Origin of the sequence: Plebeiibacterium sediminum, assembly GCF_026013605.1 — a bacterium.
In the GTDB taxonomy this organism is placed as follows: Bacteria; Bacteroidota; Bacteroidia; order Bacteroidales; family Marinilabiliaceae; genus Saccharicrinis; species Saccharicrinis sediminus.
This window is the reverse complement of the sequence record NZ_JAPDPJ010000026.1, coordinates 37,299-51,030: the sequence shown is the minus strand read 5'-3', so window position 1 is coordinate 51,030 and position 13,732 is coordinate 37,299. Positions and strand designations below refer to the sequence as shown.

Sequence of the window (13,732 nt, the reverse complement as noted above, 5' to 3'; positions counted from 1 at the left end):
AACCGTAGGTGCTTTAGTATACATACAAATAATTCTAAATAATCAATAGAAAAATTTACTCTCTTTTTCCAAGGTATGCAGAGATACCTTCTTGTGAAGCAGTTAACCCTTCTTCACCGGCATGCCAGTTAGCTGGACATACTTCTCCGTTTTCTTCAAAAAACTGAAGTGCATCAACCATACGTAAAGTTTCATCAACACTACGTCCTAATGGCATATCGTTAACAACCTGATGACGTACAACACCTTCTTTGTCAATTAAAAATAAACCACGGTAAGCTTGTGGGTTACCTTCAAATACTAATTGACCTTCGTCGTTATAATCATACTCACCTGCTAATACATCATAATTTTCAGAGATGGTCATAGAAGCATCTGCTACTAATGGGAAATTAACTCCTTTAATACCACCTTCTTTTTTCTCTGTTTGTAACCACTTCCAGTGAGAGAAAGCTGAATCTACAGAAACACCAATTACTTGAACGTTTCTTTTTTCGAACTCAGCTAATTTATCTTGAAATGCAATAATTTCAGTTGGGCAAACGAAAGTAAAGTCTGCTGGATAAAAGAATAATACTACATTCTTTTTACCAATAAATTGATCTAATGAATAATCTGCTACGATTTCACCTCCGTTTACTACAGCTTCTGCTTTGAATGCTGGTGCTTTTTTTCCTACTAAAACTGACATAATTTTTTGAATTTGTTTATAATGTTCTTGTTAAATTATTAATCACAAAAACCAAACAAAAGAAAGTTTAAAATGTTTGAAACGATTTTATAAAAATATTCTACAAACAACTATAAAATACATTTATAACCCTATACAACAACAACTTAAACCATCTTATTTTTTTTTATAAAAATATTTAATCTCCTTAATACTGCCGAAAATTATTCTTTCTCTGCAGCCGCAAGTTCAACAATCTTTAAGATTACTTCTACTGCCTTTTGCATGCTTTCTAAAGGAACAAATTCAAATCGACCATGAAAATTATGTCCTCCGGCAAAAATATTAGGGGTTGGTAATCCCATAAAAGATAAACGAGAACCATCAGTACCACCTCTGATTGGTTTAACCAAAGGTTTTACACCCACTTGTTCCATTGCCTTTTGAGCATTGTCAACTATATATTTTACAGGCTCTACTTTTTCGCGCATATTGTAGTACTGATCTTTCACCTCAATACTAACTGTACCTTCACCATATTCTTTATTTATCTTACTTACAATATGCTTAATTTCCTTCTTCCTGTCTTCAAAACGATCACGCTTAAAATCACGGATGATATAAAGCAATTCACTTTTTTCTACTTCTCCGTTAAAAGACATCAAGTGGTAAAATCCTTCGTAATCAGAAGTATGCTCCGGTGTTTCAACACGTGGAAGCATGGTAATAATCTGATTTGCAATCCTGATTGAATTACGCATTTTATTTTTTGCATAACCAGGATGTACATTTCTACCAAGAACCGTAACCTTAGCTAGCGCAGCATTAAAATTTTCATATTCCAATTCGCCAATTTCGCCACCATCCATTGTGTAAGCATATTCAGCACCAAATTTTTCCACATCAAAATAATCAGCACCGGCTCCAATTTCTTCATCAGGGGTAAATCCTATGCGAATTTTACCGTGCTTAATTTCAGGATGATTTAATAAATATTCTGTGGCAGTCATTATTTCGGCTACTCCAGCTTTATCATCAGCCCCTAATAATGTAGTTCCATCTGTTGTAATCAATGTTTGACCCACATATTTTTTCAACTCAGGAAATTCATCAGGAGCGAGAATGATATTCTCCTCCTTATTTAATACAATAGCATTGCCATCATAATTTTCAACGATTTGCGGATTTACATTTTTACCGCTAAAATCCGGACTGGTATCCACATGAGCAATAAAACCAATTACAGGAACTTCATGATCAACATTTGAAGGAATGGTAGCCATCACATATCCATTATCATCAAGCTCCACTTCCTCAAGTCCCATTTCCTTTAATTCCTCAACTAACTTTTCAGAAAAAAACATCTGTCCCGGAGTTGAAGGTGTTAATCCTGTATCTGTATCAGATTGAGTATCAAACCCAACATACTTTAAGAATCTATCTTTTATATTTATCATTTTAACGATGAATTAAATCAGATTATCAATCTGAAAATATATCTATAACTAATAATTTGCACTAATATTTATTTATTCTCTTATCCTTACCTATAATGAAGTATAGTATTGCACCTAAAAACGGCATGAACAAAACAACTAATACCCATATGAGTTTATCATTACCCTCGAATTCACTTTTTAAAATACTGATTAAGGCAAAAAGCGGCAACAAAACAACCAGTAAAATGATTATCTCAATACCTCCAAATAAAAACGCTAAAGTCATATTTTTAAATATCAATTAATAATTGAAGTTGATGCGTCATTGGCACCATAGAGTTTTTCAAATCTAAATGTAAATGTAAAAAAGCCAAAAACAAAAAAGGGAAGCCATTAAAATAGCTTCCCTGACAAATATCATTATAATGTATTACTCTTAATAAGCCTTTGCAAACAGTACCATTTGCTTTGATGGATTACCTGTAACAATACATTTTCCTGGAGTTTTATCACCTTCTAAAGGAATACAACGAATGGTTGCTTTAGTTTCATCTTTAATTTTTTGCTCTGTTTCAGAAGTACCGTCCCAGTGTGCTAAAATAAAACCACCTTTTTCTTTAAGTACCTTCTTAAACTCATCATACGACTCAACTTGAGTAGTCATTTCTGATCTGAAATCAAGTGCTTTCTGGAAAATGCCATCCTGGATCTTTTCTAAAAGATCAGCTACATAAGCATCGATATTTTCAATTGAAACAACCTCTTTAGTTAAATTATCTCTTCTAGCAACTTCAATGGTATTGTTTTCAATATCGCGAGGTCCAACTGCTAAACGTACAGGTACCCCTTGTAATTCATACTGAGCAAATTTCCAACCTGGCTTACGGTTATCACTATCATCAAACTTAACAGAAATACCTCTGTCTTTTAAGTTCTTCACTATTACATCTACTTTCTCTGAAATTTTAGCTAAATCTTCAGCACTCTTATAAATTGGTACAATAGCTACTTGAATTGGAGCTAATTTAGGAGGCAACACCAATCCATAATCATCAGAGTGCGCCATAATTAATGCACCCATTAAACGAGTAGAAACACCCCATGATGTAGCCCAAACATAATCTTCAGTACCTTCTTTGCTTGCAAATTTAACATCAAAGGCTTTAGCAAAGTTTTGACCTAAAAAGTGAGATGTACCTGACTGAAGTGCTTTTCCATCCTGCATTAAAGCCTCAATAGTATAAGTTTCCAATGCACCTGCAAAACGCTCATTAGCTGTTTTAACACCCTGCACAACAGGAACGCCTAAATATTTCTCAGCAAATTCAGCATACACCTTAATCATTGTTTCAGTTTCTTCGATCGCCTCTTCTTTAGTAGCATGAGCAGTATGCCCTTCTTGCCATAAAAATTCAGCAGTTCTTAAAAACAATCTTGTTCTCATTTCCCAACGAACCACGTTAGCCCACTGGTTACATTTAATAGGAAGATCTCTGTATGATTGAATCCAGTTTTTATAGGTATTCCAAATAATGGTTTCCGAAGTTGGTCGAACAATAAGTTCTTCTTCTAATTTAGCATCCGGATCAACAACAACACCTTTACCGTCAGGGTCGTTCATTAAACGATAATGTGTTACAACTGCACATTCTTTAGCAAAACCTTCTACGTGATCAGCTTCTTTACTAAAAAATGATTTTGGTATAAATAAAGGGAAATATGCATTTACATGACCTGTTTCCTTAAACATCTTATCCAATTGTTGTTGCATTTTCTCCCAAATGGCGTATCCATAGGGCTTAATTACCATACAACCTCTTACTGCAGAGTTTTCGGCCAAATCAGCCTTTATTACCAATTCATTATACCACTGAGAGTAATCTACACTCCTCTTAGTTAATCCTTTTGCCATATTTAAATATTATTCGTATTTCTTCTCTTTTTCTCGCTTCTATAATTTAATTGAACACCAGGTTCATTCATACTATTATAAAAGGATTCGCAAAATAACAAAATTTACAGCACTTTAGGAATAGTATTTGTGTGAAAAATAAATTCATTTTCGCACATCTGCCATAAATAAAAATATAAGTTATGTTTTAGGTCAGGGCATGGATTCAACACCAAAGATAAGATTCCTCACTCAGCACAAGGAATGTCTGCCCAACATTTAAATCATAAATCAAGCCTTACTATTTATGCCGAATTATGAAACATCGATAGGATAAGTAATTTCCTTCTTTTTTGATCCCCAAAAGAAAGAGTTTAAACAGTAGTAAAATAAAATATTCATAGTTAAACCAAAGTAATTAAGAAGTCATATCCTTGATATACCATAACTGAATAAAAGGGTTAGTAACAAACACTCCTTCCTTCTGATTATAAATAATATAGAAAACATCCATTCTTAATCCCAAAGAATTTTAACTAAATTTTAACTTAAACAAGCTACATACCTCAATACGGCACGATTATTGATATTTTTAACATGTAAGATCTTTCAGTTAAAGTGACAATTTTTACACTTTAAATGTGATTTTTACAGTAATAATTACTTTTTTTACGATTGATAATTGGTTTAACAGTGTAACACTAGAGCTATGAAAAATATATTATTATTATCAGCGACAGCATTATTAATTTTATCTGGTTGTGCCACCTATCAGATGAATAATGCAAGTGTATATGAAGATGATTTATACTATAACCCTTCAGATAAGCCATTGGCTATAGCAGAGAGTTACTCTTCATTGCCAGCACCTGACAAAGAGATTAAAAAACAAGATAATAAAACATACTCACAACTTAAAAGCTCTTATCAACAATCTGCAGTTGCCAAAGAACAAGAAGATTTAAGAGACTTTAGTGGTATTCAACAAGAGTATACTCAGTTATTAACTGACGACTCCGTTGAAGAAGTTGATACTATGTTATATTATAACGAAGAAACCGGATACTGGGTTAACGATTATGAAGGTTCTGATATAGACAGAGATTATGCACAGCGATTGGCTAAATTTCATGGTCCATTTGTTGGAATTCCATACTGGTCTCCTTTATACAATGAAGTAATCTTTGGTAGTGGCTTTGATTACAATGTTTACGTTGAAGGAGATTATGCAATTGTAGTTCCTGAATGGTATAGCCCATATTATTACAACTGGAGATACAGAAGCCCTTATAATTATTATGGATGGTATGGAAGCTATGGATGGAACTACCCATACAGCAGTTGGGGATTTGGTTTTGGATATAGCAATTGGTATAGCCCGTATTATAATAACTGGGGATATCCTTATCACCATCACCACTATGCCGGATATCCACACTATGGAAATTACGGTAACTATGCAAACAACATCAACAGAGTAAGAGCCCCTCGCGATGTTTATTCTGATAGAGTATCTAATAACAGACAAGTAGTACCTACTACTAAGTCAACCAGATCGTCAAACACTGGTGATTTAGGACGCACAAGCCGTGTTGCTCAGAGCCCTTCAAGAACAAGAACAAATACAACAACAACTGAGAGAACAACAAGGGCTTCTTATAACAGAAGTGCAGCAACATCAACAAAATCTACTGCTCAAACAAACAGAACTTCAACAAGAAGTACATATACCCCAACATACACAAGACCTGCCACAAGCAGTTCGAATTCAAGGAGTACATACAACAGAAGTTCACGTAGCAGTAGTCCTGCAAGCACAAGTAAAAGCAGTTCATCGAACAGCCGTTACACCAACACAAGAAGTAACAGAAGCACTTACTCAACTGGAAGTGCCAAAAGCAATAGCTCAAACTATAACAGATCAAGCAGCAGTTCATCATCAAGATCGTACACTCCATCTTACAACAGCGGTTCAAGATCGTCATCATCATCTTATTCCAGTGGATCAAGATCAAGTAGTGGAAGCAGCAGATCAAGTAGTAGCGGTAGTAGCAGATCAAGCAGTGGTAGTAGCGGTAGCAGCAGATCTGGTAGCAGAGGTAGATAATAATAAATTACACCTTTGTTTGGTACAATCTTTATGAGCCTGTAATATCTTAAATGAACAATTATGATGAAATTAAAAATAAAAATATCGGCATTGGCGCTATTAGTTAGTAGCGCTTTAATGTCGCAAACTTATCAGGATGTACTGAGATATTCTCAGCCTCAATATTCAGGAACGGCGCGTTCTGTTGCCATGGGAGGAGCTTTTGGATCTCTTGGAGGCGATTTTAGTGCAATAGGCATTAACCCTGCCGGTATTGCAGCCTACAGATCTTCTGAATTCACCTTTACTCCATCATTAATCTTAAATAAAACAGAGAGTAATTATAATAATCCTCAAGCAGTATCCTTTACTAACATTTCATCAGAAGATAATAAAACCTCTTTTGCCATCAATCAGATTGGATATGTTGGTACTTATCGTCCCATGAGAGAATCGAGTAAAGGACTCATAAGTACACACTTTGGAATCGGGTACAACAGAAATAACAATTTCAACTACAGATCTATGGCCAATGCCAGAAATGTTTCCAATTCCATGACCGATATGTTTGTAATCAATGCAGATCTTTCAGATCCGGATTACCTAACCGGCAATACAGGTCTTGCTTACGATGCATACCTGATTGATCTTGAAGATCCGGAATCAGGAGACCTGTATTATACAAATTATTTATTGGGTGAAGACCGGGTTCATCAAACCAAGATACTAGAGAAAAAAGGGTATACCGGTGAATTCAGTTTTACATTTGGGGCCAACATAAGTAACTTTTTACTAGCTGGTGGTAGCATCAACTATTCACTTTTAAACTATAATGAAAATTCAACATACTTTGAAGAATTTAGTGAAGATAACGCTCCGGTTGGTGCTGATGACCCATTGTTTAGCAGATATACTGTTTCTAATACTCTGGATGCTTCCGGTACAGGATTGAATTTAAAAATAGGGGTAATTCTTTTACCTGTAAAAGGATTAAGAGTAGGTTTAGCTTACCATTCACCAACCTGGTATAACATTGAAGAAACTTACACTGCCGACATAAACAGTATTTTCTTTAATTTTAACAGAGAAGATAAAGGGTATGACGGAGAATACGATTACAACTTCAGAACTCCCGATAAATTAGTAGCCAGTGCAGCATATATTATCGGTAAGAACGCTATTTTAAGTTTTGATTACGAACGCATCAATTATGCTGGCGCTAAATACAATAGTACGGTAGATGACTGGACTGACATTACAATTATTAACGAGCAAAATGAAATTATTAAAGACATGTTTACTTCAACCAATAATTTCAGAGCAGGAATTGAATACAGAATTAATCAGCAATTCAGTTTAAGAGGCGGATACGCATTACAAGGTTCCCCATACAAAGAGGATCCTAAGGATAATGAAGTAACAAGTATCTCTGCAGGATTTGGATACAGGTTCAACAATTATTTCTTTGACTTTGCATACAAGTTATCGTCTTACGAATTGAATTCTTACAATTACAATTGGGATCCTTCTTATGACGCTAATGTTGGCGCTCCTCCTATTGTAAAAACAGATGTAAAAGACAGTAATATAGTTTTTACCTTTGGATTGAAATTCTAAAAGAAAATACTTTACCCGAGTTTCATCCAAAAGATTCGGATTAAACAAAATAAAAACCCCGATGATCAATTTTGAACATCGGGGTTATTTATATCTTAAAAATTCCTATTACTACTTAATCATACCTGCAGCAACAGTTTCATTTGTTCCTTCATCAACTAAAATTACACTACCTGTAATTCTGTTTTGTATGTAAGGATCAACGTGAAGTGGTTTTGTTACTCTTAATGATATTTTCGCAATATCATTCATTGAAACTTCCTTATCTTCAGTATCCTTCTCTAAGGTATTAATATTCATTTTATAATGAACATCAGTAACCATACATCTTGCCTCTGCTGAAGTATGTCTGATTACATATTTACCTCTCGGTATTAGTTTTCTTTCATTAAACCAACAAATCATCAACTCTAAATCCTGAGTAGTTTTTGGAGTATTGTCCGACTTAACCAACATATCTCCTCTACTAATATCAATCTCATCCTCAAGAGTTATAGTAACTGATTGTGGAGCAAAAGCTTCTTCTAAAGTATCTTCAAAGAAATCAATTGTTTTAACTTTTGAAGTAAAACCTGAAGGTAAAACAGTAATTGGATCACCAACCTTAACGGCTCCTGAAGCTATTCTACCACCATATCCTCTGTAATCAGGAAATTCTGCAGTTTGAGGGCGAACAACATATTGTACAGGGAAACGGAAATCCTGATGATTAACATCACTGCTAATATGAATGTTCTCCAATAAATGCAATAGTGTTGGTCCCTGATACCAATCCATTTTTGTGGAACGATCTACTACATTATCACCTTTAAGTGCACTAATTGGTACAAAGCGAATATCCTTAACACTTAATTTTGATGAGAAACCATCAATATCATTTTTAATTTTCTCAAAGGTATCCTCTGCATAGTCCACTAAGTCCATTTTGTTTACACAAACGATAACATGTGGAATCTGAAGTAAAGATGCAATATAAGAGTGACGCATTGTTTGTTCCAACACACCATGACGAGCATCCACTAAAATAATAGCAACATTAGCAGTACTTGCTCCTGTTACCATATTACGTGTATACTGAATATGCCCCGGGGTATCGGCAATAATAAACTTACGTTTTGGTGTTGCAAAATAACGATATGCAACATCAATTGTAATCCCCTGCTCTCTCTCCGCTCTTAGTCCATCTGTTAGTAAAGCAAGGTTTACTTCTTCATTTCCTATTCTTTCACTAGCCTTTTCAATAGCTTCCATCTGATCTTCGAAGATGGCCTTGCTATCATATAAAAGTCTACCGATTAACGTACTTTTACCATCATCAACACTACCAGCAGTGGTGAATCGTAAAAGCTCCATATCTAAATATCCTGAATTTTTTTCGCTCATAATAATTTGATGCTTAACTTAAATGGTTAAAAATACCCTTCTTTTTTACGATCTTCCATTGCAGATTCAGATCTCTTATCGTCAGCTCTACCTCCTCTTTCTGTTGTTCTGGTTGCAGCAACTTCCTGAATAATATCCTCAACATTATCTGCTTGTGAAAGAGTTAATCCGGTACAGGTAATATCACCAATAGTTCTACATCTTACATCCATTTCAACCTCTTCCTCACCTGGTTTTAACTCCATAAAAGGAGCTTTAAACATCCAAACACCATCGCGGTTAAATACTTTACGCTTATGTGTAAAATATAAACTTGGCAAGTCAATATTTTCCATGTAAATATATTGCCAAACATCCATTTCAGTCCAGTTGCTTATAGGGAATACTCTAAAGTGCTCACCCATATTTTTTCTGCCATTAAAGATGTTCCATAATTCCGGACGCTGGTTCTTTGGATCCCACTGACCAAATTCATCCCTGTGAGAGAAAAATCTTTCTTTTGCACGCGCTTTTTCTTCATCACGGCGACCTCCTCCCATAGCTGCATCACACTTTAGTTCTTCCAAAGCATCAAGAAGCGTAACTGTTTGCAACTTATTACGAGATGCATTCACACCTTTTTCTTCAACTGCTTTTCCCTGATCTATAGAATCCTGAACAAAACGCACGATGCACTTTGCTCCTGTTTTCTCCATAAGATCATCTCTATAATCAAGAGTTTCCTGGAAATTGTGTCCTGTATCAATGTGTAATAATGCAAAAGGAACTTTAGCTGGGTAAAAGGCTTTACGTGCTAAATGAAACATTACAATAGAATCTTTCCCTCCGGAAAATAACATCACCGGTCTTTCAAACTGAGCAGCCACTTCTCTTATTACGAAAATTGATTCTGCTTCAAGTTCTCTTAGGTGATTAATCTGGTATTTATCCATAGTTTTATATTGATGTTTACCTATTAAGGTTTTAAAAACGTGGCCAAAGTTAATGATTTTTAATTTTTGACCTAGTTCTACAAAACAAAAATATCCCACTAATCAGTAGGATATTAAAAAATGCTTTTATAAAAGCTAATTATTTAGTCTAAAGTTTCAATATCGTCCGTATCAAAACTTTTATTGTATTGAGTCATGGCTCTTAAACTCATTCCCACATTAGAGAAACCTCCATCATGGAAAAGGTTTTGCATAGTCACTTTCTTAGTTAAGTCAGAGAACATAGCAATACAATAATTAGCACAATCCTCAGAAGTAGCATTTCCAAGTGGAGACATTCTTTCTGAGAAATCCATCAATCCATCAAATCCTTTAACACCACTACCAGCAGTAGTAATTGTTGGAGATTGAGAAATTGTATTAACTCTTACTTTTCTTTCACGACCATAGATGTATCCAAAACTACGAGCGATAGACTCTAATAAAGCTTTAGCATCTGACATATCATTGTAACCGTAGAATGTACGCTGTGCTGCAACATATGATAATCCTATTACAGATCCCCATTCAGCAATTGCATCCATTTTAAATCCTACTTGTAACATTTTATGAAATGATATAGCAGAAATATCTAATGTTTTATTTAAGTAGCTATAGTTTAAGTCGTGATATACTCTTTTTTTACGAACATTTAGAGACATACCAATTGAGTGAAGAACGAAATCAATTTTTCCGCCTAATACTTCCATTGATTTTTCAAAAACAGTCTCTATATCTTCAACGCTTGTAGCATCTGCAGGTATAATTTCTGCATTACACTTTTGTGATAACTCATCAAGTGTACCCATTCTACAAGCAACTGGGGTATTTGATAAAGTAAAAGTAGCTCCTTCTGCATGAGCCAATTCTGCAACTTTCCATGCAATAGACATATCGTTTAATGCACCAAAAATAATTCCCCTTTTTCCTTTTAATAAATTATATCCCATTTTAATATTTATTTTGAGCGTACAAATATATATGAATATCGCTCTTACAAAAACACTAATGTTTAAATATTTACTACTTTAACGTAATTTAATGAATATTCTTGAACTAATCCACTATATATCATTAATTTACAACACCCAATAAATCTTTAGCATTTGATAATGCTGCGTCTGTAAGGTTACTTCCACTTAACATCTTTGCCACTTCAGTAATCCTGTTATCTGTTGATAATACTTCTATACTTGTTTGAGTACTATGCTTATTATCTTTTTTAAACACCTTATAATGTTGTTTTCCCTTAACGGCAATTTGAGGTAAATGCGTAATACTTATAACCTGAATATTATTTGAAATATCCTGCATTATTTTACCCATTTTATCAGCAACCTCACCGGAAACACCTGTATCAATTTCATCAAAAATGATGGTTGGTAAACCCTTTGAAATGGATAATAATGATTTTATACACAACATTACCCTCGACATTTCACCTCCGGATGCTACCTTAGGGATAGCTGCTAATTCTCCATTTTTATTGGCCGAAAACAAGAATTCTATATCATCTTTACCTGAATCAGAATATGCATTTAACACATTGCATACTACTTTTAATGTAGCATTGGGCATTCCTAATTCCAATAACTGACCTGTAATGGTACTTTCAATACCTTTAAGCACTTTCTTTCTTGATTTAGTTAGCTTTTCACTCACCAATACCAAGTCACCTAATGCGTTCTCTATTTCTTTTTGTTTCACTTCAAGATCTTCATCAAAGGACGATATTTTTTTCAACTGAGTTTCCAGATCATCTTTGATACCAATCAGTTCATCTACACTTGTTACTTTGTGCTTTTGCTGTAAAGAAAAAATCTGATCCAACCTGGTACTCACTAATTGTAATCTTTCCGGATCATATTCTATTCCATCCATTGCAGCATCCATCTCACTAATCAGGTCATCCAAATCAAGATATGCTGTATCTATACGATTTTTCCAACCCTCAACATCAGACAAATATGGAGCAATCTTTTCGAGACTTTTTAAAGACTCTTTAAGCGAATTTAAAATTGGTACATTATCACCATTAAACAGTTGTACTACGTTAAAAAGCCCACCTTTAACCTCTTCTGCATGCGACAAGAGTTCCTGCTCCTGTTCCAATTCCTCTTGTTCCCCGGCTTTTAGCTTTAACTCATCAAGCTGATTATATTGAAATTGCATATAATCAACATCCGCATTTAACTTTGCATTTTGTTCTTCAAGCTCAGCTTTTTCTTTTTCAAGCTTTTTAAGAACCTTGTATTTATTTTTATACTGTTCCAGAATATCCTTATTCTGTGCCACGGTATCAACAACATTTAACTGAAAACCGGTATCTCCAAGCAATAAATTTTGATGCTGTGAATGTATATCGATTAAAAGCGGTGCTATCTTTTTTAAAAAGGCCTGATTAACAGGAGTATCATTAACAAATGCTCTTGATTTTCCATTTGTTAAAATCTCTCTCCTTATTAAAGTTACATCTTCATAATCAACATCTTCCTCTTTAAAAAGAGCATTAAATCCATAATCTTTAATGTCAAATTCGGCTTCAATAACACTCTTTTTTTCTTTGTTCTTTAATACAGACACATCACTACGCTGGCCTAATACCATAGCCAAAGCACCAAGCATTATAGACTTACCAGCTCCGGTTTCACCTGTTATTACAGAGAAACCTTCCTGAAAATCTATTTCAACCTGATCAATTAATGCGTAATTGGATATAAATAATGATTTAAGCATAAAACACAATCTAAGATTACTGCTTTTGAGTCAATTTTTCACTATACTTACTTGAATTCGCAGGGTCAACTTCTGTTAAAACTTCAATAGCCCTTTGTCTTTCCATTGAAAATGATTCTGAAAAAATATTCACCAATTCATCTGACTTAGCATCAAAGAACAATTCCATAGCAAATGTTCCGGGACGCTGACGATGAACTTTAGTTAATTTTTCAATTGCGGATAAAACCTGCTTTCTGCCATCTTCTGGTTTTTCACTCATTTTATCCAAACCTAATCGGTGATATTGATAGATACAATCACGCATTGGTCTGTGAACTTCGTTTAAATAATTCTCAACAAACCAATACCGATTTGTTTTACTCTCATACGAACGCCATCCTGCATATCTGGAATTTTGCGACATACTAACTATTTTTTCAGCCTGTTCCATATATTTGGTTCCTCCGTTCTTTGCAAACGAATCGTAATCCAGACCAAGAATAACGTATGCATAATAAGAAATTACACCTACTAAATTAGAGCTTATTGAATTGGGATTGTATACCAATGGCTCAAACTCTTCATATTTAAACTTAAATTCCTGATCTAAATAATTAAATAACATAGACCTGTAGGAGGAATTATAAACTGGTCGGCGAGCCTGAACCTGTATTGTTCCTGAAAATTCATTAGAAGAGATTACTTCTTTAATATTAATTAAAATACTACACTCAATCCTTTCTTCAGGACTAAAAATATTATCTGTCCATTTCTGCCCGTTTACAAACTCCATAATTGCAGTTTGCATGGTTTCATATACTTGTTTATTGGTTCCCTGCACACTTGGAGATACAACAGAAACACTACATTGTAGCTCTTGTGCATTGGCCACTACAGATATTAGAAACAGAATTAAAAACAGAAACTTTTTCACGAATGATATTTTTGAGTTTA

General features: G+C 34.4%; 11 protein-coding genes. 2 read left to right on the top strand and 9 right to left on the bottom strand.

What is annotated here, in order from left to right:
- Positions 1 to 55 precede the first annotated feature (55 nt).
- The 4 genes from OM075_RS12315 to proS form a co-directional block, all read right to left on the bottom strand.
- Positions 56 to 691 (bottom strand): peroxiredoxin, encoded by a 636-nt coding sequence (locus OM075_RS12315; protein ID WP_301190822.1) that lies wholly within the window; start codon positions 689 to 691, stop codon positions 56 to 58.
- 203 nt (positions 692 to 894) lie between these two features.
- Complete coding sequence (gene pepT / locus OM075_RS12310) at positions 895 to 2,127, bottom strand: peptidase T (protein WP_301190821.1); 1,233 nt, start codon at positions 2,125 to 2,127, stop codon at positions 895 to 897.
- A gap of 61 nt (positions 2,128 to 2,188) precedes the next feature.
- Complete coding sequence (locus OM075_RS26095) at positions 2,189 to 2,395, bottom strand: PLD nuclease N-terminal domain-containing protein (protein WP_363321607.1); 207 nt, start codon at positions 2,393 to 2,395, stop codon at positions 2,189 to 2,191.
- 150 nt (positions 2,396 to 2,545) lie between these two features.
- Entirely contained in the window at positions 2,546 to 4,021 is a 1,476-nt protein-coding gene (gene proS, locus OM075_RS12305) for a proline--tRNA ligase (protein WP_301190820.1), read from the bottom strand.
- Between the two features lie 688 nt (positions 4,022 to 4,709).
- Between proS and OM075_RS12300 the strand changes: the two genes are divergently transcribed.
- Both OM075_RS12300 and OM075_RS12295 read left to right on the top strand, forming a co-directional pair.
- The gene (locus OM075_RS12300; protein WP_301190819.1) at positions 4,710 to 6,107 is read left to right on the top strand and encodes a hypothetical protein; all 1,398 of its coding nucleotides are present in this window, start codon (positions 4,710 to 4,712) and stop codon (positions 6,105 to 6,107) included.
- Between the two features lie 63 nt (positions 6,108 to 6,170).
- Entirely contained in the window at positions 6,171 to 7,706 is a 1,536-nt protein-coding gene (locus tag OM075_RS12295) for an OmpP1/FadL family transporter (protein ID WP_301190818.1), read from the top strand.
- 111 nt (positions 7,707 to 7,817) lie between these two features.
- On the opposite strand, the gene cysN is transcribed toward OM075_RS12295, so the two are convergent.
- The 5 genes from cysN to porD form a co-directional block, all read right to left on the bottom strand.
- Complete coding sequence (cysN, locus tag OM075_RS12290) at positions 7,818 to 9,089, bottom strand: sulfate adenylyltransferase subunit CysN (protein WP_301190817.1); 1,272 nt, start codon at positions 9,087 to 9,089, stop codon at positions 7,818 to 7,820.
- A 26-nt stretch (positions 9,090 to 9,115) separates the two neighbouring features.
- The gene (gene cysD / locus OM075_RS12285) at positions 9,116 to 10,021 is read right to left on the bottom strand and encodes a sulfate adenylyltransferase subunit CysD (RefSeq protein WP_301190816.1); all 906 of its coding nucleotides are present in this window, start codon (positions 10,019 to 10,021) and stop codon (positions 9,116 to 9,118) included.
- A gap of 143 nt (positions 10,022 to 10,164) precedes the next feature.
- Positions 10,165 to 11,010: an enoyl-ACP reductase FabI gene (locus OM075_RS12280; protein ID WP_301190815.1), complete on the bottom strand. Its 846-nt coding sequence runs from the start codon at positions 11,008 to 11,010 to the stop codon at positions 10,165 to 10,167.
- A 124-nt stretch (positions 11,011 to 11,134) separates the two neighbouring features.
- Entirely contained in the window at positions 11,135 to 12,796 is a 1,662-nt protein-coding gene (gene recN / locus OM075_RS12275; RefSeq protein ID WP_301190814.1) for a DNA repair protein RecN, read from the bottom strand.
- Between the two features lie 16 nt (positions 12,797 to 12,812).
- Complete coding sequence (gene porD / locus OM075_RS12270; RefSeq protein WP_301190813.1) at positions 12,813 to 13,712, bottom strand: type IX secretion system protein PorD; 900 nt, start codon at positions 13,710 to 13,712, stop codon at positions 12,813 to 12,815.
- Between the last annotated feature and the right edge of the window lie 20 nt (positions 13,713 to 13,732).

What these genes read in the sequence shown, in the direction of transcription:
- OM075_RS12315 (WP_301190822.1), bottom strand. Translation starts at nt 691, where the DNA reads ATGTCAGTTTTAGTAGGAAAAAAAGCACCAGCATTCAAAGCAGAAGCT.
- pepT (WP_301190821.1), bottom strand. Translation starts at nt 2,127, where the DNA reads ATGATAAATATAAAAGATAGATTCTTAAAGTATGTTGGGTTTGATACT.
- OM075_RS26095 (WP_363321607.1), bottom strand. Translation starts at nt 2,395, where the DNA reads ATGACTTTAGCGTTTTTATTTGGAGGTATTGAGATAATCATTTTACTG.
- proS (WP_301190820.1), bottom strand. Translation starts at nt 4,021, where the DNA reads ATGGCAAAAGGATTAACTAAGAGGAGTGTAGATTACTCTCAGTGGTAT.
- OM075_RS12300 (WP_301190819.1), top strand. Translation starts at nt 4,710, where the DNA reads ATGAAAAATATATTATTATTATCAGCGACAGCATTATTAATTTTATCT.
- OM075_RS12295 (WP_301190818.1), top strand. Translation starts at nt 6,171, where the DNA reads ATGATGAAATTAAAAATAAAAATATCGGCATTGGCGCTATTAGTTAGT.
- cysN (WP_301190817.1), bottom strand. Translation starts at nt 9,089, where the DNA reads ATGAGCGAAAAAAATTCAGGATATTTAGATATGGAGCTTTTACGATTC.
- cysD (WP_301190816.1), bottom strand. Translation starts at nt 10,021, where the DNA reads ATGGATAAATACCAGATTAATCACCTAAGAGAACTTGAAGCAGAATCA.
- OM075_RS12280 (WP_301190815.1), bottom strand. Translation starts at nt 11,010, where the DNA reads ATGGGATATAATTTATTAAAAGGAAAAAGGGGAATTATTTTTGGTGCA.
- recN (WP_301190814.1), bottom strand. Translation starts at nt 12,796, where the DNA reads ATGCTTAAATCATTATTTATATCCAATTACGCATTAATTGATCAGGTT.